At 70.1% G+C, this 23,228-nt stretch carries 19 protein-coding genes; 9 read left to right on the forward strand and 10 right to left on the reverse strand.

Going from position 1 to position 23,228, the window contains the following annotated elements; translation table 11 throughout:
- Positions 1-77: 77 nt before the first annotated feature.
- Both HRJ34_RS07815 and HRJ34_RS07820 read right to left on the reverse strand, forming a co-directional pair.
- Entirely contained in the window at positions 78-1,616 is a 1,539-nt protein-coding gene (locus HRJ34_RS07815; protein WP_208633781.1) for a class I adenylate-forming enzyme family protein, read from the reverse strand.
- A complete protein-coding gene (locus HRJ34_RS07820) occupies positions 1,613-2,539 on the reverse strand; it encodes an acyl-CoA thioesterase (RefSeq protein WP_226949103.1) in 927 nt (308 codons plus the stop codon). The genes HRJ34_RS07815 and HRJ34_RS07820 overlap by 4 nt, the downstream gene beginning before the upstream one ends.
- Before the next feature lie 232 nt (positions 2,540-2,771).
- On the opposite strand from HRJ34_RS07820, the gene HRJ34_RS07825 reads away from it, so the two are divergent.
- Positions 2,772-3,497, forward strand: a complete 726-nt coding sequence (locus HRJ34_RS07825) for a nitroreductase (RefSeq protein ID WP_011951880.1) — start codon at positions 2,772-2,774, stop codon at positions 3,495-3,497.
- A 153-nt stretch (positions 3,498-3,650) separates the two neighbouring features.
- Here the strand turns inward: HRJ34_RS07825 and HRJ34_RS07830 are convergent, their stop codons facing one another.
- Genes HRJ34_RS07830 through HRJ34_RS07850 form a run of 5 tightly spaced genes read right to left on the reverse strand, consistent with a single transcriptional unit; the run spans position 3,651 to position 8,842 of the window.
- Positions 3,651-5,048: an FAD-dependent oxidoreductase gene (locus tag HRJ34_RS07830; RefSeq protein ID WP_208633782.1), complete on the reverse strand. Its 1,398-nt coding sequence runs from the start codon at positions 5,046-5,048 to the stop codon at positions 3,651-3,653.
- Positions 5,049-5,057: 9 nt separating this feature from the next.
- Positions 5,058-6,248 (reverse strand): dihydrolipoamide acetyltransferase family protein, encoded by a 1,191-nt coding sequence (locus HRJ34_RS07835; RefSeq protein WP_208633783.1) that lies wholly within the window; start codon positions 6,246-6,248, stop codon positions 5,058-5,060.
- A complete protein-coding gene (locus tag HRJ34_RS07840; protein WP_011951883.1) occupies positions 6,241-7,215 on the reverse strand; it encodes an alpha-ketoacid dehydrogenase subunit beta in 975 nt (324 codons plus the stop codon). Before HRJ34_RS07840 ends, HRJ34_RS07835 begins: the two co-directional genes overlap by 8 nt.
- Positions 7,212-8,216 (reverse strand): thiamine pyrophosphate-dependent dehydrogenase E1 component subunit alpha, encoded by a 1,005-nt coding sequence (locus HRJ34_RS07845; RefSeq protein WP_208633784.1) that lies wholly within the window; start codon positions 8,214-8,216, stop codon positions 7,212-7,214. The genes HRJ34_RS07840 and HRJ34_RS07845 overlap by 4 nt, the downstream gene beginning before the upstream one ends.
- A 47-nt stretch (positions 8,217-8,263) precedes the next feature.
- A complete protein-coding gene (locus HRJ34_RS07850) occupies positions 8,264-8,842 on the reverse strand; it encodes a VOC family protein (protein ID WP_016746250.1) in 579 nt (192 codons plus the stop codon).
- A gap of 232 nt (positions 8,843-9,074) precedes the next feature.
- Here HRJ34_RS07850 and HRJ34_RS07855 point away from each other — a divergent pair, with 232 nt between their 5' ends.
- Genes HRJ34_RS07855 through HRJ34_RS07870 form a run of 4 tightly spaced genes read left to right on the forward strand, consistent with a single transcriptional unit; the run spans position 9,075 to position 14,147 of the window.
- Positions 9,075-10,151: an LLM class flavin-dependent oxidoreductase gene (locus HRJ34_RS07855; protein ID WP_011951886.1), complete on the forward strand. Its 1,077-nt coding sequence runs from the start codon at positions 9,075-9,077 to the stop codon at positions 10,149-10,151.
- Positions 10,152-10,153: 2 nt separating this feature from the next.
- Entirely contained in the window at positions 10,154-11,314 is a 1,161-nt protein-coding gene (locus tag HRJ34_RS07860) for a CaiB/BaiF CoA transferase family protein (protein ID WP_208633785.1), read from the forward strand.
- A gap of 48 nt (positions 11,315-11,362) precedes the next feature.
- Positions 11,363-13,360 carry an oxidoreductase gene (locus HRJ34_RS07865; RefSeq protein WP_208633786.1) on the forward strand — a complete coding sequence of 666 codons (1,998 nt, stop codon included), beginning with the start codon at positions 11,363-11,365 and terminating at the stop codon, positions 13,358-13,360.
- Positions 13,353-14,147 (forward strand): SDR family NAD(P)-dependent oxidoreductase, encoded by a 795-nt coding sequence (locus HRJ34_RS07870; RefSeq protein WP_226949104.1) that lies wholly within the window; start codon positions 13,353-13,355, stop codon positions 14,145-14,147. The genes HRJ34_RS07865 and HRJ34_RS07870 overlap by 8 nt, the downstream gene beginning before the upstream one ends.
- A gap of 39 nt (positions 14,148-14,186) precedes the next feature.
- Here the strand turns inward: HRJ34_RS07870 and HRJ34_RS07875 are convergent, their stop codons facing one another.
- The gene (locus HRJ34_RS07875) at positions 14,187-16,592 is read right to left on the reverse strand and encodes a hypothetical protein (RefSeq protein WP_208633788.1); all 2,406 of its coding nucleotides are present in this window, start codon (positions 16,590-16,592) and stop codon (positions 14,187-14,189) included.
- Positions 16,593-16,641: 49 nt separating this feature from the next.
- The gene (locus HRJ34_RS07880) at positions 16,642-17,958 is read right to left on the reverse strand and encodes a hypothetical protein (protein ID WP_208633789.1); all 1,317 of its coding nucleotides are present in this window, start codon (positions 17,956-17,958) and stop codon (positions 16,642-16,644) included.
- A 183-nt stretch (positions 17,959-18,141) separates the two neighbouring features.
- On the opposite strand from HRJ34_RS07880, the gene HRJ34_RS07885 reads away from it, so the two are divergent.
- Positions 18,142-19,056: a formylglycine-generating enzyme family protein gene (locus HRJ34_RS07885; protein WP_208634336.1), complete on the forward strand. Its 915-nt coding sequence runs from the start codon at positions 18,142-18,144 to the stop codon at positions 19,054-19,056.
- 50 nt (positions 19,057-19,106) lie between these two features.
- Complete coding sequence (locus HRJ34_RS07890) at positions 19,107-20,588, forward strand: amidohydrolase (RefSeq protein WP_011951893.1); 1,482 nt, start codon at positions 19,107-19,109, stop codon at positions 20,586-20,588.
- Between the two features lie 39 nt (positions 20,589-20,627).
- On the opposite strand, the gene HRJ34_RS07895 is transcribed toward HRJ34_RS07890, so the two are convergent.
- Positions 20,628-21,059, reverse strand: a complete 432-nt coding sequence (locus HRJ34_RS07895) for an Lrp/AsnC family transcriptional regulator (protein WP_011951894.1) — start codon at positions 21,057-21,059, stop codon at positions 20,628-20,630.
- A gap of 155 nt (positions 21,060-21,214) precedes the next feature.
- Between HRJ34_RS07895 and rocF the strand changes: the two genes are divergently transcribed.
- Both rocF and HRJ34_RS07905 read left to right on the forward strand, forming a co-directional pair.
- Positions 21,215-22,171, forward strand: a complete 957-nt coding sequence (gene rocF / locus HRJ34_RS07900) for an arginase (protein ID WP_208633790.1) — start codon at positions 21,215-21,217, stop codon at positions 22,169-22,171.
- Positions 22,161-23,201, forward strand: coding sequence for an ornithine cyclodeaminase (locus tag HRJ34_RS07905; protein ID WP_011951896.1), 1,041 nt, complete (start codon positions 22,161-22,163; stop codon positions 23,199-23,201). Before rocF ends, HRJ34_RS07905 begins: the two co-directional genes overlap by 11 nt.
- The last annotated feature ends 27 nt before the right edge of the window (positions 23,202-23,228 follow it).

A 23,228-nucleotide genomic window follows, 5' to 3' on the forward strand; every position in this document is an offset into this window, starting at 1 on the left:
TCTGTACTCTCCCCGATGACCATCTTGGGTGACGAGAGACATGGACCCCAGCCTTCGCTGGGGTGACGGAAGAGAAATCAGACCGCCGGCGCGGCGCCGTAGGTCTTCTTGAGCAGCGCCCGGTCGATCTTGAGCGTCGCGCTGCGCGGCATCTCGGCGATCGTCGCGAAATGGCGGGGCAGCTTGAACCGCGCCAGCCGGCCGTCGGCATGGGCCAGCAGCGAGTCCAGGCTCACCTCGGCCCCCGGCATCGGCTCGACGATCGCCAGGCCGACCTCGCCCCAGCGCTCGTCCGGCACGGCGATGATCGCAACCTCCTTCACCCCCGGCGCATCGGCCAGCGCCAGTTCGACCTCGGCCGGATAGATATTCTCCCCGCCCGAGCGATAGACCTCGCGCAGCCGGTCGACGACATAGAGGCGGCCCGCCTCGTCGAACCGGCCGCAATCGCCGGTGCGGAACCAGTCGCCCTCGAAATAGTCGCCGCGCGGCCGATTCCAGTAGCCGGGCGTGATCGCGGGGCCGCGCGTCCAGATCTCGCCGACCTCGCCCTGCGCCACGTCCTCGCCGTCACCGTCGACGAGGCGCAGCTCGGTCCCCGGCACGACGAAGCCCGAGCAATTGGCGAGCGCCAGGTCGCGGCCGTCGTCGAGCACCGTCACCAGCGGCCCCTGCTCGGTCGATCCATAGGAGAGCTGGAGGAAGAAGCCGCGATCCTGCCAGGTCTGGTGGACCCACACCGTCTTGGGGCCCCAGCCGCCGAACAGGCCGTTGCGCAGCGTCGGGAAGCGCGCCTCGGCGAAGGCCGGCAGCGCGGTGATCAGCTCGTACATCTGCAACACGCCGCACAGATGGGTGATCCCCACCGCCGGATCGGTCAGCAGCCGCAGCGCGACGGCGGGGTCGAAGCGCCGCGTGGTCGTGACGTGCCCGCCCCAGTAGAGCGTCGGGTTGGAGAAGGTGTTGAGCCCGCCCGCGTGGAACAGCGGCACGATGTTGAGATGATGGTTGCCGCGCTCCGCCGCGCGCGAGGTCTGCGCGGCGTTGATCGCATGGTGCTTGAGCGTGCCCCAGCTGCACAGCGCCCCCTTGGGCAGGCCGGTGGTGCCCGAGGTGTAGAGGATATGGGTGAGCTGGTCCTCGTCATGGACGCCGCCCGGCATCGCGGCGGGGGCGTCGGCGATCAGCCGGTCATAGTCGCTGCGGGCAAGGTCGTCCGACCAGAGGAGCCGCCGCTCGATCCCGGTCGCGTCGGCGACGGCGTCGCCCACCTCGCGCCAGATGTCGTCCTGGATCAGCATCGCGGGGCCGGCGTCGCGCACCAGCGTCACCAATTCGCCGACCGCCAGCCGCCAGCTCAGCGGCACCCAGATCAGCCCGGCGCGCATGCAGGCGAACTGCGCCTCGAAGATGCGGGTGTCGTTCTCGGCGATCAGCGCGACGCGGTCGCCCGGCTGCAGGCCGAAATGGTGGCGGAGCTGATAGGCGAGCCGCCCGACCCGCTCGTCGAGTTCGCCCCAGCGCAGGGTGACGCCCCGCTCGACGCAGGTGACCGCGGGCGCCTCCGGCCGGAGCGCGCCGTGATAGGCCACCCAATCCTTCGCCCAGGGCTTCATGCCGTTCCTCCGCTCATGTCCTTGATGAAGATCTCCTGCGCCACCGACGCGACCAGCACGCCCGACCGATCGTAGAAGCGGCCGGTGGTGAAGCCCCGCCCGTCGGCGGCGCGGGTCGATTCCTGGACGTGGAGCAGCCATTGGTCGATCCGCGCCGGCACGTGCAGCCAGAAGGCGTGGTCGAGCGACGCGCCGAACAGGCCGCGCGCGGCGATCAGGTCCTCCCAGACGATCGGGTGCTGGTTGGTGACCGCGTCGGCCATGGTCAGGTCGCTGGCGTAGAGCAGCAGGCAGGCGTGGAGCAACGGATCGTCGGGCAGCTCCTCGTCGGCGCGCATCCAGACGCGGTGGCGGCCGTCGCCGATCCGCTGATCCCACGGCGGCTGGTCGACATGGCGCAGGTCGATCGGCCAGGGCACCCCCGCATTCTTCGGCAGCTCGCCGCCGTTGCGCGCCAGCAGCGCCACGTCGCGCGGCAGCACCTCCTCGGGCGGCGGCGCGGCGGCCGCCGGCCCCTGATGCTCGATCCCGCCGAACGACGCCGCGAAGGAGAAGGTGGCGGTGATGATCGCCTGCCCGTCCTGCTCGGCGCGGACCTGGCGGACCGAGAAGGAGCGCGTGTCGCGCAGCCGGTCGACGACATAGACGACCGGCTTGCGCGGATCGCCGAGCCGCAGGAAATAGCAATGCGCGGAGTTGAGCCGCCGCCCCTGGTCGACCGTGCGCGCCGCCGCGATCAGCGCCTCGGCGAGGCTCTGGCCGCCATAGACCCGGTCGAAGGCGCCGATCGCCGGCTCGATCAGGAAGCGGTCGCCGTCGCCCTCGGCGGGCGCGATCCGGCCCATGCGGTCGATCAGCCGGCGCAGCATGGCGATCCGGTCCTGCCGCGCCTGCTCGTGGAGTTCGTTGGTGACGGTAGTCAAGCAGCCTCGCCCTTTCGCTTTTGCGCAGGCTTACCACTCAGTGATTGGATATGTAAACCATCCTCGTCGCCGGTCCCGTCCAATCTCCAATGTCTATACATTTTGGCAAGACTGGCTATTTTCCGCGACTCTGTCCATAAGGCCATGGTGGACCGATCGGATGGTTTTGCCGGCCATTGAAAATCATCCGTCGTTAGATATATCTGCCCACCGATAAGCGAGGGAGATGCCGATGCCCGCACTGGCGATAGACGACGACCTTCCCGACGACGCCCGCGCGCTCGCGCGGCTGGTCGCGGAGCGGCATAGCTGCCGGGGTTTCCTGCCGACGCCGGTGCCGCGCGCGACGATCGACAGGATGCTGGCGATCGCGCAGGGGTCGGCCTCCTGGTGCAACTCGCAGCCCTGGGAGGTCATCGTCACCGAGGGCGAGGCGACCGACCGCTTCCGCGAGCAGCTCTACGCCTTCGCCGCCAGCCAGAACTGGGCCGACCAGGCCAACCGCCCCGAGCGGCCCGACTTCCCCTTCCCCGCCCGCTATGTCGGCATCTACAAGGACCGGCAGCGCGCCACCGGCTGGGCGCTCTACGAGGCGGTCGGCGTCGCCTATGGCGACCGGGAGGGATCGGGCCGCCAGATGCTGGAGAATTTCCGCCTGTTCGGCGCGCCGCACGTGATGATCGTCACCACCGAGGAGGACCTCGGCACCTATGGCGCGATCGACTGCGGCGGCTATGTCGCCCATGTCCTGCTCGCCGCGCAGAGCCTCGGCCTCGCCACCATCGCCCAGGCGGCGCTGGCCGGCGTCGCCGACTTCGTCCGCGACTGGTTCGCCATCCCGGCGCACCGCAAGATCGTCTGCGCGATCTCCTTCGGCTTTGCCGACCCCGCGCACCCGGCCAACGGCTTCCGCACGACGCGCGAGAGCCTGGGGAATGTCGTGCGCTACGTGGGGTGAACGGTCGCCCGAAACCGTCATGCTGGTTTCAAGGGCTTGCCTATCACAATCGTCGCCCCAGCGAAGGCTGGGGCCCATGTCTCTCATCAGCCAGATGGCATCTGAGGAGAGTACAGACATGGATGCCTGCCTCCGCAGGCATGACGGGGGGTTTCAGATGCGCTGGACCGCGAACGCCGCCGCGCCTTGCCCCGCGATCCGGCCGAAGATCAGCGCGTTGCTGATATAGTTGCCGCCGCCGACATAGCGCTCGCCGAGCACCCCGCCCGCCGTCTCGCCCGCCGCGTAGAGGCCGGCGATCGGGTGCGCGTCGAGGCCCAGCACGCGCGCGTCGGGATCGATCCGCACGCCCGCGGAGGTCGCGCCGAAGCTCGCGGCATGGACCTCGGCGGCGTAGAAGGGCGGGGTCTCGATCGTCGTCAGCGCCCCCGCCTTGAAATATTGCCGGTCGCACCCCGAGCGGACGTCCGCATTATAGGCCGCGACCGATCCGGCGAGCCCGACCGGGTCGATCCCCGCCTTCGCCGCCAGCTCCTCGAGCGTGTCGGCGGTCAGCACCCGGCCCTTGGCCGCCTCCTCTGCCAGCCTCTCGCCCGAATAGGCGAAGTCGCCGACACCGAGCTTGTCGGCGAAGGGATGGCTCGAGGGCGAGGCGGCGCGGGTCGGCTCGTCGAAGATCGCGAAGCAGAGCCGGCCGGGCTGTTCCTCGATGCGGTGGCCGGCGATGCAATAGGGCCAGGTCTCGTCCATGAAGCGCTGCCCGTCGCGGTTGACGAACACCAGCCAGGGCGGGTGGAAATCGGCCACGTCGCGCGAGAAGCCCGGCGATGCGTTGACCAGCAGCCGCCCCTTGCCGACCACCGCCGCGCCGGCCTCGCGCGCCATGCGGATGCCGTCGCCGCGGCTGGTCTGCGATCCGAAATAGAAGGACCAGCGCTCGTCCTGCGCCGCGATCTCGGGGTTGAGCTCGGCCAGCATCGCGCGGTTCGCGCCATAGCCGCCGGTCGCGAGCACCACCGCGCCGGCGCGCATCTCCGCCCCTTGCGCGGTGATGCCGGCGATCCGGCCGTCCTCGACCAGCAGGCCCTCGACCCGGACATTGGGATGGATCGCCACGCCGCGCGCCGAAGCGGCGCCGAGCAGATGCTCGAACAGCGCGATCCCCGAACCATGGCTGTGATGCCCGCGCGGGGCATCGTCGACGCCCGAGACGTAGAGCCCCTCGACCGGGATGTCGACGCCCAGCCCGATCAGCCATTCGAGCGTCGGCGCCGACTGTTCGCAGAAGCGGCGGATCAGCCAGGGTTCGAGGTTCCAGCGGTTGATCGTCATATAATAGCGGTACATGCGCTCGACATCGTCCTCGACGCCGGCGGCCCGCTGGATGCTGGTGCCCGCCGCGTAGAAGACGCCGCCCGACAGCGCGGTCGAGCCGCCGGGGCGCGGCCCCGCCTCGAGCACCACCACCGACGCGCCCGCATCGGCCGCCTCGATCGCCGCCGCCATGCCCGCGCCGCCGCCGCCGACCACCAGGACATCGCAATCACGCATGGCCGCCCCTCATGACCGGATGGGAAGGAGCAGCCGCACCGGATGCTCGATCAGTTCGACGATCGTCGCCAGGAAACGCGCCGCCGCCGCCCCGTCGATCGCGCGATGGTCGCAGGCGAGGGTGAGCGTCACCTCCCGCACCGCGACCGGCGCGCCATTCTCGTCGGCGCGGAAGGCGGCGCGCGGCGCGCCGACGCCGAGCATGAAGCTCTGGTCCGGGTCGATGATCGGGGTGAGCGAGCGGACGGCGAACATGCCGACATTGGAGATGCCGATCGCCGCCGCGCCGACGTCGGCGGCCCCGAGCCGCCCCTGCCGGGCGCGCTCGATCGCCGCGTCGAGCGCGCTCGCGAAATCATGGATGCCGCCGCCGAGCGGCACGACCGGCGCCATCACCCCGCCCGGCGCCTCGACCGCGATGCCGATCGCGATGGCGTCGAGCGGCTCGACGCGATCGCCGCGCCACACGCCATTGGCCTCGGGATGAAGCGCCAGCGCGCGTCCGACCGCGGCGCCGAGGAAGGCGGTGACGCTCAGCTTGCCTGGGCTCGACGGATCGGCGTTGACCTCGCGGCGCAATGCCGCCAGCGCGTCGAAGCGCGCATCGGCCGACAGGTAGAAATGCGGGATCTCCGCCTTGCTGCGCGTCACCCGCGCGGCGATCAGCGCGCGCAGGTCGCGCCCGCGCGGCGCGGGAGCGGAAACGGCGGGAGCCGTCGTCCGTCGATCTATCGCCGCCTGCACGTCGCGCGCCTTGATCCGCCCGCGCGCGCCGCTGCCGCCGACATCGGCAAGGTCGATCCCCGCCTGCTGCGCCAGCCGCCGGGCAAAGGGCGTGGACAGCCGGCGCTCGCCCCGCGCCGGTGCGGCGGCCGGAGGCGCGACGACGGGTTCGGATAGGGGCGCGGGAGGCTGCTCGGCCCCGCCGGTCCCCTGCCCCGGCCCGGTCCAGGTCGCGACCGGCGCGCCGACCGCGACCGTCGCGCCTTCCTCGGCCAGCAGGCTGAGGATGGTGCCGTCGGCGGGGGCCTCGATCTCGTTGCTGATCTTGTCGGTCTCGACGACGAACAGGACCTGGCCGGCGCTGACCGCCTCGCCGGGCGCGACCTTCCATTCGGCGATCAGCCCCTCGGCCATGGTCAGGCCGAGCTTGGGCATGACGATCGGCGCGCCGGCGCCGCTGCTCGCGCGGTCAGACATCGGTCGCCCGCACCGCTTCGACGATCCGCGCCGCCGAGGGCATGTAATCGACCTCCAGCCCGCGCCCGAACGGCACGGGCATGAACGGCGCCCCGACCCGCATGATCGGCCCGTCCAGCTCGTCGAAGCCGATCTGCGCCATCCGCGCCGCGATCTCGGCGCCGACGCCGAACGCCTCGACCGCCTCATGGGCGATCACCAGCCGGTGGGTCTTCGCCAGCGACGCCAGCACCGCCGCCTCGTCCCAGGGCTGGACGGTGCGCAGGTCGATCACCTCGGCCGAGACGCCCTCGCCCGCCAGTTGCTCGGCGGCGGCCATCGCCTGATGGACCATCGCGCCATAGCTGACGATCGTCACGTCGCTGCCGGCCCGCGCGATCCGCGCCTTGCCGATCGGGGCGGCGGGCGGCGCGTCGGACAGCGCGCCCTTCATCGGGTAGAGCGCCTTGTTCTCGACGAACAGGACCGGGTTGGGATCGTCGATCGCGCTGCGCAGCAGCGCATAAGCGTCGTCGAGCGTCGCGGGCACGACGACCTTCAGGCCCGGGATATGCGCGAACCACGCCTCCAGGCATTGCGAATGCTGCGGCCCGGCGTTGAGCCCTCCGCCATGCTGGGTGCGCACCACCATCGGCACCGCGCTCTGCCCGCCGAACATGAAGTGGAGCTTGGCCGCCTGGTTGACCAGCGCGTCCATGGTCAGGGTCATGAAGTCCATGAACATGATCTCGACGACCGGCCGGAAGCCGCCGAGCGCGAGGCCGACCGCCATGCCGGCGATCGCATTCTCGGCGATCGGCATGTCGATCACCCGGTCGGGCCCATGCTTGTCGAGCAGGCCGCGCGTGACCGCGAAGGTGCCGCCGGCATTGGCGATGTCCTCGCCGAGCAGCAGCACCGAGGGATCGGCCGCGAGCGCATCGTCGAGCGCGCGGTTGATCGCATGGGCGAAGCGCGCCTCGCTCATGCCGTCGCCTCCACCGGCGCATAGACCTCCTCGGCGGCGGACTCGAGCGTCGGATCGGGGCTGAGCCGCGCGGCCTCGACCGCGCGCTGGACCTCGGCGCGGATATCCGCCTCGATCGCCTCGACCTCGGCGGCGGGGACGCCGCGCTCGTCGAGCCGGGCGCGCGCCACCAGCAGCGGGTCGACCGGCGGCGCCTTGTCCTGGCGGTAGCGCTGCGCGTCGCCCTCATAATGGCCGCGGATGCGGGTGGTCGCGAACTCCAGCACCGCCGGCCCGCGATCGCGGCGGACGCGATCGACGACGTCGGCGGCCAGCTCCGCCACCGTCTCGACGTCCGATCCGTCGGCGCCGACATAGGGGATGCCATAGGCGGCGGCGAGCTTCTCCAGCGTGAAGGTCACCTGGGTCGAGGTCGGGCTGAACTCCGACCAGCCGTTATTCTCGCAGACGAACAGGATCGGGATCTGCTTGAGCTGGGCGATGTTGAGGCTTTCGTGGACGATGCCCTCGGCCAGCGCGCCGTCGCCGAAGAAGCAGATGGCGAGGCCGTCGCCGCCGCGCAGCTTCTGGGCGAGGCCGCTGCCCAGCGCGATCGCGACGCCGCCGCCGACGATGCCGTTGGCGCCGAGCATCCCCACCGACAGGTCGGCGACGTGCATGCTGCCGCCGCGTCCCTTGCAGGCGCCGTCGGCCTTGCCCATCAGCTCGCGGAAGAAACCGTCGAGGCCGAGGCCCTTGGCGAGCGCATGGCCATGGCCGCGATGGGTCGAGGCGATGGTGTCGTCGGCGCGCAACGACGCCATCACGCCGACGCTGACGCCTTCCTGTCCGTCGCTCAGATGGATGAAGCCGGGTATCTCGCCGGACGCGAACAGCGCGCCGCAGCTCTTCTCCGCCTCGCGGATCGTCACCATCCGCCGATAGAGCTCGATCAGCTCCGGCGCGCGCGCGTTGCGTCCGTGCGCCGCGCCCCGCGCGGCCGCTCCCCTTGCCTCAGCCATCCGTCATCCCTCCCCGCCTCGTCCGTTCCGTCGCCTTTGCGCGACGCTCACTTCACCGGTTCGGGCAGCGGCTTGGGCGCGGGCTTGTACTTCTCGACGGTCGAGCGGACGAACGGCCCCTCATAGTCGCCCTCGGTCGCAGGGGAATCGTCGAGCAGGATCTCATGCGCGTAGCGGGTATCCTCCTCGTTGATCGGGCGGGTGTCGTAGGTCCACTCGATCAGGTTGCCGTCGGGATCGAAGGTGTAGATCGACCGGATGAACTCATGGTCGGTCATCGACACATGATAGCCGTTGTCGAGCCAGTTCCGCTTGCGCTGCTGGAGCTCCTCCTCGCCGCCCTTGCAGTTGAAGGCGAAGTGATTGATCCAGCGCGGCAGGCCGAGGCCGGTCGAGATCGGGCTGCGCCACGAATCGGGATCGAGCTGGACGCCCTCGATGCCGCGCAGGTCCCACAGCGCCATCGTCTCGCCGTCGCCGATGTCGTAGAACATATGCTTGGTCCAGCCGCCGCCCGGCGCCTGGCGCTTCACGCCGGCCACGAGCGGGAACTGCATCACCTGGGTGTAGAAGTGGTGCGCCATCTCGAAATTCTTGGTGGCAATCGCAAAATGGTGAACGCCCATCCCGATATTTCCTCTCGCTGCCCGATCGCGGAATCCGTCGCGATCATCCTCACAAAAATAATCTAACATCGGTAGAAACATGCCGCAACAGCTTTGTCGAAAACAGCGATTCTCGACCGATTCCCATCGCTGAAACCGCTAAAAATCTCGCTATTTTATCGGAGAAAGAAAACCTATTGCGGTTTGTACCATACACTGTAAGAAAGTGGGCAACACGCATTGGGAGGGAGTTATGCAAATCGCGCTTATGTCGCTGGGCGACATTATGGACGATCCCATCACGGGGCGTCGCTTCGACGCGTCCGAGCGCTATGCCATGACCCTGGACGCTGCCGAGATCGCGGATCGTTCCGGCATCCAGGGCTATTATATCGGCGAGCACCACGGCATCAGCTACACCTTCTCGTCGCCCGCCGTGGTCCTCGCCGCGATCGCCCAGCGGACCAAGCGACTCCGCCTCGGCACCGCGGTCGCCCTCGCCGCGAACCTCGACCCGTTCCGGATGGCGGAGGATTATGCGACGGTCGACGTGATCTCCGGCGGCCGGCTGGAGCTGGTCACCGGGCGCGGCAATTTCTTCGAGAAGACCTTCGACCTGTTCGGCCAGTCGTCGGCGGAATCGGCCGAGCGCTTCGCCGAGGCGATGGAGCTGGCCTGCACGCTATGGCCGGGCGAACCGGTCCATTGGGAGGGGCGCTTCCGCCCGCCGGTCACCGGCCAGCGGCTCGAACCGACCCCGGTCCAGCGCGAGCGGCCGCCCTTCTGGATCGGCGGCGGCAGCTCGCCCGACACCGCCAAGCTGGCGGGCCGGCTCGGCCTCAACCTGATGTTGCCGAGCGCGTTCGGGCGCCCCGACAAGTTCATCCCGATCGCCGACATCTATCGCGAGGCGTTCGACAAGGCCGGGCACACGCACGAACCGAAGGTCGGCGCCTGCTGGCACGGCTGGGTCGACAAGACCGACGCGATCGCCCGCGAACGCTACGAGCCGCGCTACCGGGCCTATCACGCCTTCAACCTGGGCGTGATCAGGAGCGTCAACCCGAACCCGCCGCCCTATGTCAGCGCGCCGTTCGACTATGAGCTGCTGTCGACCAAGGGACCGGCGATCGTCGGCGGGCCCGACAAGTTCGCCGACCGCCTGATCGAGCTGAGCCGGCTCGTCGGCGCCGACGTCAACCTGATCAAGATGGACATGGGCGGCGTCGGGCGCGAAGAATATTGCGAGATGGTCGAGCGACTGGGCAGCGATGTGGTTCCCCAACTGAACGCCGCGGCGGCGCGCCCCGCGATCGCGGCGAACGGCTGAGCATGGCGGTCGACGGACAGGGCCGCCGGGGGCCGCTCGCCGGCCTGCGCGTGCTCGACCTGAGCGGCCTCGGCCCGGCGCCCTTCGCGACGATGATGCTGGCGGACTTCGGCGCCGAGGTGCTGAGCGTCCGCCGTCCCGATCCGCTGCCCTTCGATCCCGCCGCCGCGATGGCGCGCGGCAAGGATGCGATCGGCGTCGACCTGCGCTCGCCCGAGGGCCAGGCGGTCGCGCGGCGGCTGGCCAGGAGCGCCGACATCTTCGTCGAGGGCTTCCGTCCCGGCGTGATGGAGCGGCTCGGCCTCGGCCCCGAGGTGCTGATGGCCGACAATCCGGGGCTGATCTACGCCCGCCTGACCGGCTGGGGGCAGACCGGCCCCTATGCGAAGCGGGCCGGCCACGACATCAACTACCTCGCCATATCGGGCGCGCTCGCGGTGATCGGCGAGGACAAGCCGACCGCCCCGCCGGGGCTGCTCGGCGATCTCGCCAACGGTTCCTACACGATGATGATCGGCGTGCTGATGGCGCTGGTCGAGCGGCAGCGCACCGGCAGGGGCCAGGTGGTCGACGCCGCGATCGTCGACGGCGCCTCCTACATGCTCGGGCCGATGTTCGGCGAGCTGGAGCTGGGGCTGTGGGACGGCGATCCCGACCATGCGATGCTCGGCGGCAAGGCGCCCTTCTACGGCGTCTATCGCTGTGCCGACGGCAAATGGTTCTCGGTCGGCGCGATCGAGCAGAAATTCTACGCGGCGATGCTGTCGATCCTCGGCCTCGACGACGTCGATCCCTCGGCTGAGGCGCAGATGGACCGGGCGCGCTGGCCGGCGTTGCGCGAGCGGATCGCGGCGGCCTTCCTGACGAAGCCGCAGGCGGCGTGGACCGAGGCGTTCGGCGCGGTCGACTCCTGCGGCGCGCCGGTGCTGGCCGCCGGCGAGCTGGCGGCCGATCCGCACAATTCGGCGCGCGGCACCGTCACGGCCGATGCCGCGGGCATCCTCACCGCCGCGCCGGCCCCGCGCCTGTCGGAGCATCCCGATCTGGTGACCGCGCCCAATCCGCGCGGCAGCCGCCCGGCCGACACGATCCTGGCCGAAGCCGGCTTCACCGCCGACGAGATACGGGAATTGACCGCGAAAAAGGCGATCTGGTCGCTATAACCTGGCGTCAGGCCAACGGGCCGGCGCCGACGAGAGGATCATAGGTTCGTGTCATTCGACCGCATCCTGAGCCCGATCCTGATCAACGGGCTCGAGATCAGGAACCGCGTCGCCCGCGCCGCGCACGGCACCAGCTATGGCCGCGGCACGATCAGCGACGACCTGATCGCCTATCATGAGGCGCGCGCGAAGGGCGGGGTCGGGCTGAACATCCTCGAGGCGACGGTGGTCCACGCCTCGACCTCGAACCACACCGTCAACGCGCTCGACGATTCGATCATCCCCGGTTTCGCGAAACTGGGGGAGGCCTGTTCGCGGCACGGCATGCGGACCTTCGTCCAGCTCTGGCACGGCGGCCATCGCTGGGCGCCCGCCAACGGCCAGGCGCCGCTGTCGGCCTCCGACGTGCCCTGCCCGCTCGGCGTCACCAACACGCCGCAGCCGATGACGCTCGACCAGATCGAGGAGATCACCGAGGCCTTCGCCGACGCCGCCGAGCGGGTCCGCAAGGGCGGGCTCGACGGGATCGAGCTGCATTGCGGCCATGGCTATCTGGTCCACCAGTTCCTCTGTCCGCTGACCAATCGCCGCGAGGACGATCATGGCGGCAGCCTGGAGAACCGGATGCGCTTCATGCACGGCATCCTCGGCGCGATCCGCAAGCGGGTCGGCGACGACTTCCCGCTCGGCATCCGCATCTCCGACTATAATGTCCCCGGCGGCTTCAGTCCCGAGGAGGCCGGCGAGGTCGTCGCGCGTGTCTGCGCCGACGGGCTGGTCGACTATGTCAGCGGGTCGATGGGCAGCCCCTACAGCATCGCGTCGATGCTCGGCTGCATGGACCAGCCGTCAGGCTATATGCTCCCCTCGGCCGAGCCGATCGTCCAGCGCGCGACCGTGCCGACGATGATCGCGGGCCGCTTCGGCACGCTCGACGAGGGCGAGCAGGTGATCCGCGCGGGCCTGGCCGACATGGTCAGCTATGTCCGCGCGCTCATCGCCGACGCCGATCTGGTCGCCAAGTCGGCGGCCGGCAACGCGATCGGCGTCCGCCCCTGCATCGGCTGCAACCAGGGCTGCGTCGGCGGCATCCGCACCCCCGTCCAGCGGATGACCTGCACGGTCAACCCGGCGGTCGGCTTCGAGCGGACGATGGACGAGAGCCTGATCGCGCCCGCCGCGACCCCGCGCAAGGTGGTGGTGATCGGCGGCGGCCCGGCCGGCATGGAGGCGGCGCGGATCGCCCGGCTGCACGGCCATGCGGTGGTGCTGATGGAGGCGCAGCCGACCCTCGGCGGCGCGGTCAACATCGCCAGGCATGCGCCGAAGCTCCAGGCGATCCACGACATCACCCTGTGGCAGGAAGCGGAGGTGTTCCGCCTCGGCGTCGACGTGCGCCTGTCGACCTATGCCGAGGCCGACGAGGTGCTGGCCGAGCGGCCCGACGTGGTGATCATCGCCACCGGATCGCTGCCGCGCATGGACGGCCTTCAGGCGCAACGGCCCGAGCGGCCGATTCCCGGCTTCCACCAGCCGCACGTGCTGTCGTCCTGGGACCTGCTGCTCGGCCCGGCCGGCGGCCACGGCCAAAGCGCGGTCGTGTTCGACGATATCGGCCATTATGAGGGGATCGCCGCGGCCGAGCATCTGATCGCGCAGGGCGTCGCCGTCACCTATGTCGCGCGCCATTCGAGCTTCTCGCCGACGATGGACATCATCCTGCGCACCGGCCCGGCGCTGCGTCGCCTGCGCAAGGGCAGGTTCGACCTGGTGGTGTCGGGGCGGATCGTCGCGATCGGCCAGGATCGCTGCACGATCGGCTATCTCGACGGCGACGAGGAGTGGGAGGTTCCCGCCGACACCGTCATATTCGTCGGCTACAACCAGGCGCAGGCCGACCTGTGGCGCGCGCTGGGCGGCGGATCGCGGACGCCCAAGCCGTATCAACTGCATCTGATCGGCGACGCCAATGCGCCGAGGGACCTGCTGATGGCGATCCGCGAGGGCAATATGGCGGGGCGTATCGAGGAGAATGCGGATGCTTGACGGCAAGGTCGCGATCATCACCGGCGGCGGCACCGGCATTGGGGCCGCGATCGCCCGGCTGTTCGCGCGGAAGGGCGCGCATGTCGTGATCACCTCTGAACTGGCGGCCGAGGCGATGGCCCCGGTGGTCGAGGCGATCCGGACGGACGGCGGATCGGCGAGCGCGATGAGCTGCGACATCATGGACCGCGCCGCGATCGCCGCGCTGGTCGAGGGCGTCGAGCGCGACCATGGCCGGATCGACATCCTGATCCAGAGCGCCGGCGTGTGCTTCGCCGGGCCGATCGAGACGATGGAGCCGCGCAAGATCGACCTGACCTTCGGCGTCAATGTGATCGGCGCGATCTCGATGATCCAGGCGGCCCTCCCCGCGATGAAGCGCGCGGGCGGCGGCGCAATCGTCAACATCTCGTCGGGGGCGGCGGTGCTCGGCGTCAACGAGATGGCGGTCTATGCCGCCAGCAAGGCCGCGATCGCCCATTTCACCCGCACCCTGGCGCCCGAACTGCGCCGCACCAACATCCGGATCAACGCGATCGGCCCCGGATCGGTCCGCACCCAGATGCTGGGCTTCACCGGCGACGAGCTGACCGAGGAGCAGCGCGCCGGCATGGTCCGCCGCGAGGCGCGTTCGATCAGCCCCTATGGCAATGCGATGATGGAGCCCGACGACATCGCCGAACTGGCGCTGTTCCTCGCCTCCGACGCCGCCCGCGCGCTGCACGGCAGCTTCGTGCTGGCCGACCAGGGCATCTCCAGCGCGATGCTGCCGCCGGCGAGCCAATAGGCGTCATGCCGGCGGAAGCCGGCATGGCGAAGAGCGTGCCTACCCTATGACCAGCACCACCGGCTCGTCGGGCGCGTCGCGCAGGCGGAGCTGGAGGCGGCCGCCCTGCGGCGCGGGGACCTTGAGCGACGCGCCGGTGAAGCCCTCGGGCACGCGCACCGGCTGGGCGCTGCCCGAGGCGGGCGCGATGCTGTCGATCAGGAACAGGCCCTCGCCCTCCATCCGGCAGCGGGCGGCGCCCTTGTCGCACTGGACGCGGGTGATGGTGGGGAGCCGGGCGAGCACGGCCAATGGCTGCCAGCCGCTGGTCACGTCGCCATGGTGGAGGCGGAAACGGAGCGGGCCGAAGGCCGAGGGACCGAGCGTAGCCGGATCGAGCGTCGCCACCAGCACGTCGCGCCCCTGGAAGCGCAGGTCGGGCCCGCTCGTCAGGGTCGCGTGCGCCTCGCCGTCGGCGGTCGCGACCTCGATGCTGTCGGCGGGCGACAGGCGGGTGCCCTCGGCGGCGCGCAGCGAGAAGACCAGCCGCGCGCTGTCGGGCAGCAGCGCCTTCGCCTTGGTTTCGAGCGCCAGGCCGCGCCGTGCCTGCTTGGGGGCGAGGCTGCGTTCGATCAGGGTGACGCCCGGCCGGGGCTCCGCCACCGTCACCGGCAGGCTCAGCACCCGCCCGTCCTGAAGGGTGATGCGCGCGGTCGGCGATCCGGGCGCGATCCCCTCGCCCGTGCCTTCGGCGTCGAGCTGGAGGCGATCGACGTCGCCGTCGCGCGTCAGCCCGGCCGGCAGCAGCGCGAGACCGGACAGCTCGACGCGGGCGACCTGGTCGAGCCGCTGGCCGGACAGCAGCGCCGACCGGTCGCCGGCATGGATCGCCAGCCCGTCGAGCCGGCTCGCCTGGGCGCGGGCGCGCAGCGTCACCGTCGCGGGCTCGGCGACGCCCTGCTGGCGGATCTCCAGCACCACCTCACCCGGCCGGCTGTCCTTGAGCGGGACGGTGACGGCGACGTCGCCGTCGCCGTTCAGCTTCGCGGCGAGCGGCTGCGGGCCCGATCCGCTGCGCATCGCGACGCTGGTCACGCAGGCCGGCGCCGGGCCCGTCAGCGCGACCGGGTTGTCGCGTCGCGTCACCAGGCTCGACACGCCGCCCGCCGCCGCCCACTCGCCCTCGGCCGGGAATTGCAGCGCGAAGCGCGGCCCTTCGAACCGGTCGAAGCCCCATCGGCCGAGGATCTGGGCGTCGACCTTGCCCTTCAGGTCGGCCGGCATCGCACCGGCGACGACATAGCCGCCGCGATCGGCGCGCGGCACGAGCGGAAGCTCGATCGTCCGCGATCCGGCGGTCAGCCGCAGCGTCGCGCCGTGCAGATAGTCGGTGGCGTAGATCAAGGGGGCGCCGTCGACCGGCAGGACCAGCCCCGGCCGCGCCCCGCACAGCGGCCCGTCGACCGCCGCCCGCAGGCGCGGCGGGCTGTTCGCCTCGATCGCCGGCATCGCGGTGACGAGCACCGAGCGCGGCTTGTCGAAGGACGGCGCGGCGTTGAGCAGCAGCGAAACGCCCTCGCCGTGGCGCAGGCTGAGGCTCGGCAGATAGTCGAGCTGCGGGTTGCTGAACGCCCCGAAGACGCGGGCGATGTCGCGGATGACGCCGATATAGGGGCTGTAATAGCCCATCCCCGCCTCGCGGGTCGAGCTGAGCTGCATGGCCAGGTCGACCGGCGCGCCCGACAGCGTCTCGGTCAGCGACGAAGTGTGGACGTCGGCGAGGACGAGCGTGTCGCGATGTTCGAGCAGGCAGGCGGCCTGCAGCTCGATCACCTTGCCGAGGCATTCCTCGTTGAGCTTCATCGACAGGCTGCGCGCCAGCGTCGGCGCGACGCTGCGCAGATATTCGGGGTGGCTGTTCTCCTGCGCCCGGATCGCCGCCATGAAGCCGTCGAGGCGTGCCCGGTCGAGCGACGCCTGGTTGAGGTCCTGGCTGGCGCGGACGAACTCGCCCGGCCGCCCGCGCACCGCGTCGGCGATCGCCCCGCTCGCACCGCCCGAGGCGGGGACGAGGAACAGCACGAGCTGGCGCGCGCCCTTGGGCACGACCAGGTCGAGCTGGCGGTCCTTCTCCTTCTTCCGCCACGGCTCTGCGGTCCGGATCCAGTCCTTGGGCGGCGGATTGGTCGCGCCCTGGAGGAAGGTCGACACCAGCAGGAAGCGGGCGCGCTGGTCCTCCGGGAAATCGGCGCGGATCGTCAGCCGGTCGCCCTCGGCGAGACTCGGCACCTGGTCGATCGGCAGCGTGGCCTCGCCGCGACTGACGCTGATGCGCAGGCCGGGGCCCGGCAGGTCGAACGGCGCCGGATCGGCGGCGCGCAGCGGCAAGGGCGCGAGCGTGGCGCCGGCCAGCGCCGTGATCGCGACGGCCCGCAACAGGCGGGAAGGAAAGGACTTCGCCATCATGCCGCCTTCTAACGCAACAAGGCGGCGAAGGGTCAACCCGGTGGGCCCGTTATCGCCCCGCCCGGTAATATTCGCGAAGATCGGGCACCTCGGCCTCGGGGTCGAAGGACTGGTAGCCGCGATAGGCGCGGGGATTGAGGATGATCGCCTGATCGGCGTTCTCGCGCAGCAGCAGGCTCATCAGCGGATAGGTCCATATCCAGCCATAGCGGGCGAGACGGCCGTCGAGCAGCCGCGTGTCCTCGACCGCGACCAGCCCCGAGCGCGCGCGGACCTCGTCCCGGAACAGCGCGAGATGCGCCCGATGGTCGAGCGAATAGGCGAGGTTCGACACCGCGAGCGCGACGAAGAACAGCAGCGCGACGATCGGCGCCCGGGGATGGACGCGGACCAGCGCCGGCCAGCGCGCGATCGCGGCGAAGCGGAGCGCGAGCAGGCCGCCCAGCCCGAACAGGGCGAGGCCGACCAGCGTCCGCGCCTCATAATGCTGGTACGGCAGCGACCAGTTGCCGGGCAGCACGAGCCCGGCCAGGCAGGCGACGGCGAGGAAGAGACCGCCGCGCCGCATCCAGGCGGCCGGCGTCGACAGGGCGATCCACCCGATCGCGAAGGCGACCGACAAGGCGAGCAGCCGGTTATGCATCGCGGCGAAGAAGGCCATCGCCGCGGCGAGCTGTTCGGGATGGCCCGGGTTGAGCACGAAATGGACGGCGACGCCCGTCCCCGCCGCATAGGCCAGGATCGCGAGCAGCAGCATGGCGCGGACGGCGGGCGGCTCGCTTCCTTTCCGCAGGCGCACGACGCCGGCGAGGACGAGCAGCGGGCCGAGGTAGAGCATCGCCTCATAGGCGGCCAGCAGGCCGAGGCCGGCGAGCAGCGCGACGAGGGCCCAGCCGGGGCCGATCCGCGCCCTCCCCGACAGGATCGCCAGTGCCAGCGCGACCAGCGCATAAGCGAGATTATATTCCCCGATCGCGAAGAAGCCGACGTTGAAATAGACGATGCAGAACAACAGGAAGACCAGCCAGAAGGCGGGATCGCGATGGAGACGCGCGAGCGCCAGCATCCAGAAGGCGACGGGCATCAGCACCAGCGTCGCCGAATGCAGGACGAGCAGCGCCGGCAGGTCGACGACGCCGGCGCGCAGCGCGAGCACCACCGGGAATTGCGTCAGCCATTCGGTGCATAGCCGCGACGGATTGGCGTGGACGAAGTCCCTGGTCCTGAGCAGATGATAGAGGAAGTTCGATCCGTCGCCGTAGAGGCCCCGCAGGCTGGACGCGTCGAACAGCGCGACGGCGACGATCATCAGCATGGCGGCGAGTTGCGCAGCGTCGTGCCGGTCGGCCGCCTTGTCGCCCGTCATGTCCTCACCGGCCCCCGCCCGGCCTCCCGATCGCGGAGGCCTGCGCAATTTGCGGCTTTTGGCGCGCGGCGCAAGACCGGAAACGGATGGAGCAGCGAGGTTGTGAGTCGCCCTGTTCGCTGGCAAAGGATGGCTGTGTCCGAACCGTCCCGCTCCCCCGCCGTCGATCGTCCGCCCGCCGGCATGGCGTTCGTGCCGGGCGGCATCTTCACCATGGGATCGGACCGCTTCTATCCGGAGGAAGCGCCGGCGCGCCGGGTGCGCGTCGATCCCTTCTTCATCGACGAGGCGCCCGTCACCAACGCCGACTTCGCCCGCTTCGTCGCCGCGACCGGCCATGTCACCTGCGCCGAGATCGCCCCCGATCCCAAGGACTATCCCGGCATGCTGCCCGAACTGGCCCATGCCGGATCGGCGGTGTTCACCCGGACCGACCGGCCGGTCGACACCCGCGATCCGTCGCAATGGTGGCGCTTCGTCCTGGGCGCGGACTGGCGCCATCCCTGCGGCCCGGACAGCTCGATCGACGGGCTCGACGATCATCCGGTCGTCCATGTCGCCTGCGCCGATGCGGAGGCCTATGCGCGCTGGGCCGGCAAGGCGCTGCCGACCGAGGCCGAATGGGAGTGCGCGGCGCGCGGCGGGCTGGAGGATGCCGACTATGCCTGGGGCGACGAACTGGCGCCGGACGGGCGGATGATGGCGAACTACTGGCAGGGCCTGTTCCCCTATGCCAACACGCTCGACGACGGCTGGGAGCGGACCTCGCCGATCCGCAGCTTCCCGCCCAACGGCTACGGCCTCCACGACATGATCGGCAATGTCTGGGAATGGACCAGCGACTGGTATGCCCCGCCGAAGATCGAGCGCAAGGCGAAGGGCAGCTGTTGCATCCCCGCCAATCCGCGCGGCGCGCGGCGGCACGACAGCTTCGATCCCCAGTCCCCCGCCCGCATCCCGCGCCGGGTGCTGAAAGGGGGATCGCATCTCTGCGCCCCCAGCTACTGCCAGCGCTACCGCCCCGCCGCGCGCCATCCCGAGGCGATCGACACGAGCACCAGCCATATCGGCTTCCGCTGCATCATAAGGGTCGGATAGCGTCATCCGGCCTCCCCCACGGGAACCTCACAGGGAGGAGAAAAAGAACAATGCCGTCCATCGTCTCGCGCCGCATCGCCGCGATGCTGCTCGCCACCGTCGCCGTCGCGCCCGCCACGGCCGCGCCGCTCGACGCGCAGCAGACCGCCCAGATCCTGAAGCTGGCCCAGGCGCAGGCGCCCGCGATGGACAAGGCGGCGCTGGCGATCTGGAACTTCGCCGAGGTCGGCTATCAGGAGCAGCGCAGCTCGGCCCTGCTCCAGGCACAGCTCAAATCCTCCGGCTTCACCGTCACGCCCGGCGTGGCCGGCATGCCGACGGCCTTCGTCGCGAGCTATCGCAACGGCGACGGACCGGTGATCGCGATCCTCGCCGAGTTCGACGCCCTGCCCGGCCTGGCGCAGACCGCCGATCCGGTGCGGACGCCGATCGCCGGCCAGCGGGCGGGCCATGGTTGTGGCCATAATCTGTTCGGGGCGGCCTCGGCCGCCGCGGCGATCGCGGTGCGCAACTGGATGGTCGCGCAGGGCGTGAAGGGCGAGATCCGCGTCTATGGCGCGCCGGCGGAGGAAGGCGGATCGGGCAAGGTCTACCTGGTGCGCGACGGCCTGTTCAAGGATGTCGACGTCACCCTGCACTGGCATCCCGGCAGCACGAACGACGCTTCCCAGACGTCGTCGCTCGCCAATATCTCGGGCAAGTTCCGCTTCCACGGCGTCGCCGCCCATGCCGCCGCCGCGCCCGATCGCGGCCGCTCGGCGCTCGACGGCGTCCAGGTCATGACCACCGCCGTCGAATTCCTGCGCGAGCATGTGCCGGACGGCACCCGCATCCACTATGTCATCACCAATGGCGGCAAGGCACCGAACGTCGTCCCCGACTTCGCCGAGCTGTACCTCTATGTCCGGCATGGCGATCCCCAGGTGGTCAAGGACGTCTGGGCGCGGGTCCTCAAGGCGGCCGAGGGCGCCGCGATCGCGACCGGAACGACCACCGACCATGAGATCACCGGCGGGGTCTATTCGCTGCTGCCCAACGAAACCCTGATGAAGGCGATGGACGAGAGCCTCCACGCGGTGCCGATCACGCCCTGGTCCGACGGCGAGCAGGCGTTCGCGACGAAGATCGCGCAGGGCTTTGCCGGCAAGCCCGCCGTGCTGGACGCCACCGTGATCGAGACGGCCACCTTCCGGGGAACAGGCGGCCTCAGCCAGGGGTCGACCGACGTGTCGGACGTGAGCTGGACGGTGCCGACGGTCGGCCTCTCGACGATGACCTATGTGCCCGGCACCCCCGGCCATAGCTGGCAGGCGACCGCCGCCGCCGGCTCGCCGGTCGGCCTGAAGGGCGCCCGGACAGCGGCGGAAACGCTGGCGCTGACGGCCGGACGCTTGCTGGTCGACCGCGATCTGGTGGCCGCGGCGAAGCAGGAATTCCAGAAGGCGCGCGGCGACGACTTCGTCTACAAGGCGATGGTCGGCGACCGGAAGCCTCCGCTCGACTATCGCAAGGACAGCGCCGGTTCGGAGTGACCGGGGTGCGGGAGGTGCGGGCCGCTTGGTCCACTCCTCCTAAAGCACCGCGGATCGCCGGCTCGACAGCAGGATATTGCTCTCGGTCAGGTTGACGCCGTCGATCAGCCTGATCTGGCGCAGCACCTCATCGAAGCTCCGCAGGTCCGACGCTTCAAGTTCGGCGATCAGGTCCCAGCGGCCGTTGGTGCTGTGGACGGTCTCGACCTCGGCGATGCGCAGGAGCTGCTGCGTCACCCGGTCCGCCATGCGGCCCGTCACCTCGACCTGCACGAAGGCGCGGACGGTCGCGGCGCGGAAACCGGCGCCGGTTTCGATGGTGAAGGCCTTGATCATGCCCGTTTCGACCAGCCGGTCGATGCGGCTCTTCACGGTCGCGCGCGATACTCCGGTCGCGCTCGCGAGGCTGGCGACCGGCAGGCGGGAATCGCGCGTGAGATAGCGCAGCAGTTGCTGGTCGAGTTCGTCCATCGCGCGTCCCCGGATTGAACAGAGTGGTAAAAATACCCTATCAAAATGCTCAGACAATCCAAACTTAATGTCACTTCTTCGACTTTACGCCAAACGCGCGTCCCTCCAGTTTCGAACGGGCCCCGCCGCTGCGGGGTCGAAAGGGTGGAGAGGACATGGAGAAGCGAAGGATCGCGTTGGTGGGCGCGCCGGTCGCCCTGGGCGCGAGCCGGCCCGGCTGCGCGATGGGGCCCGAAGCGATGCGCATCGCCGGCCTGGCGGAGGCGCTCGCCGAGCTCGGCCATGAGGTGTCGGACCATGGCGATGTCGCCCCGATGCGCGCGGACGACGTCTCGCTCGAAGGCCATGCCCGCCATGCCGCCCATATCGCCGGCTGGGCGCGGGCGCTCGACGAGGCCGCCTATGGCCTGCTGAAGGACGGACGGCTGCCGATCTTCATGGGCGGCGACCATGCGCTCGCGATGGGCACCGTCTCGGGCGCGGCGCGCCACGCCCACGAACAGGGGCGGCCGCTCTGCGTGCTCTGGCTCGACGCCCATGCCGACTTCAACACGCCGACGACGTCGGAGTCGGGCAACATGCACGGGATGCCGGTGGCCTTCTACTGCGGCGAGGCAGGGTTCGAAGGCATCCTGCCCGCCGGCCGCCCCACCGTGGCGCCGCGCAACGTCTTCATGGTCGGCATCCGATCGGTGGATGCGCGCGAGCGCGAGCTGATCGCCGCGCGCGGCGTCCGGGTGTTCGACATGCGCGCGATCGACGAGTTCGGCGTCGCCGCGATCGTCCGGCGCATCCTGGCCGAGGTCGAGCGGATCGACGCGATGCTGCACGTCAGCCTCGACGTCGATTTCCTCGATCCCACGATCGCCCCCGGCGTCGGCACCGCGGTCGGCGGCGGCGCCAATCTGCGCGAGGCGCATCTGATCATGGAGATGCTCTGCGAATCCGGCCTGACCAGCTCGATGGATATCGCCGAGCTCAACCCATATCTCGACGAGCGCGGCCGCAGCGCCCGCCTGCTCGCCGATCTCGCCGCCAGCCTGTTCGGCCGGCAGGTCCTCGACAAGGTCTCGACGCTCGCCACCGTGAAAGGATTGCAGAATGCCGCTTAACACCGTCCCCTTCGTCAGCGTCGATCATATGATGCGGATCGTGCTCGACATCGGCGTCGAACGCGTGCTGGTCGAGCTGGCCGACTATGTCGAGGATGATTTCCGGCGCTGGGACTGCTTCGACAAGACGCCCCGGGTGGCGTCGCATTCGCGGGAAGGCGTCATCGAGCTGATGCCGACCAGCGACGGCGAGGTCTACGGCTTCAAATATGTGAACGGCCATCCGAGCAACATGCAGCGCGGCCTCCAGACGGTGACGGCGTTCGGCGTCCTCGCGGCGGTCGACAGCGGCTATCCGCTGATGCTGTCCGAAATGACCCTGCTGACCGCGCTGCGCACCGCCGCGACCTCGGCGGTCGCCGCGCGCCACCTGGCGCCGGCCGACGCGCATCGCATGGCGATCATCGGCAATGGCGCGCAGGCCGAGTTCCAGGCGCTCGCCTTCAAGGCGATCCTCGGCATCACCGAGATATCGCTCTACGACATCGATCCGGCCGCCACCCGGAAATGCGTCGGCAACCTGCGCAGCCACGGCTTCGACATCCGCGTGGCGAACAGCGCCGAGGAGGCGGTCCAGGGCGCGCAGATCGTCACCACCGTCACCGCCGACAAGCAATATGCGACGATCCTGACCGACAACATGATCGGCTCGGGCGTCCACATCAACGCGATCGGCGGCGATTGCCCCGGCAAGACCGAGCTGCACCGCGACATCCTGCTGCGCAGCAGCATCTTCGTGGAGTTCACGCCGCAGACCCGCATCGAGGGCGAGATCCAGCAGCTCGCCCCCGACCATCCCGTGTCCGAGCTGTGGGAGGTGATCGCCGGTCGCGCCGAAGGCCGCACCTCCCCCGACCAGATCACGCTGTTCGACTCGGTGGGCTTCGCGATCGAGGATTTCGCGGCGCTCCGCTACCTGCGCGACCGGCTGGCCGATACCCGCCACTTCGTCGAACTCGACATGATCGCCGACCCCGACGATCCCCGCGACCTGTTCGGCATGCTGATGCGCGCGCGGGAATATTGCTGACGGGCCGCAGCGTCACGGCCCTTCCCT

Origin of the sequence: Rhizorhabdus wittichii, assembly GCF_017607425.1 — a bacterium.
GTDB lineage: Bacteria > Pseudomonadota > Alphaproteobacteria > Sphingomonadales > Sphingomonadaceae > Rhizorhabdus > Rhizorhabdus wittichii.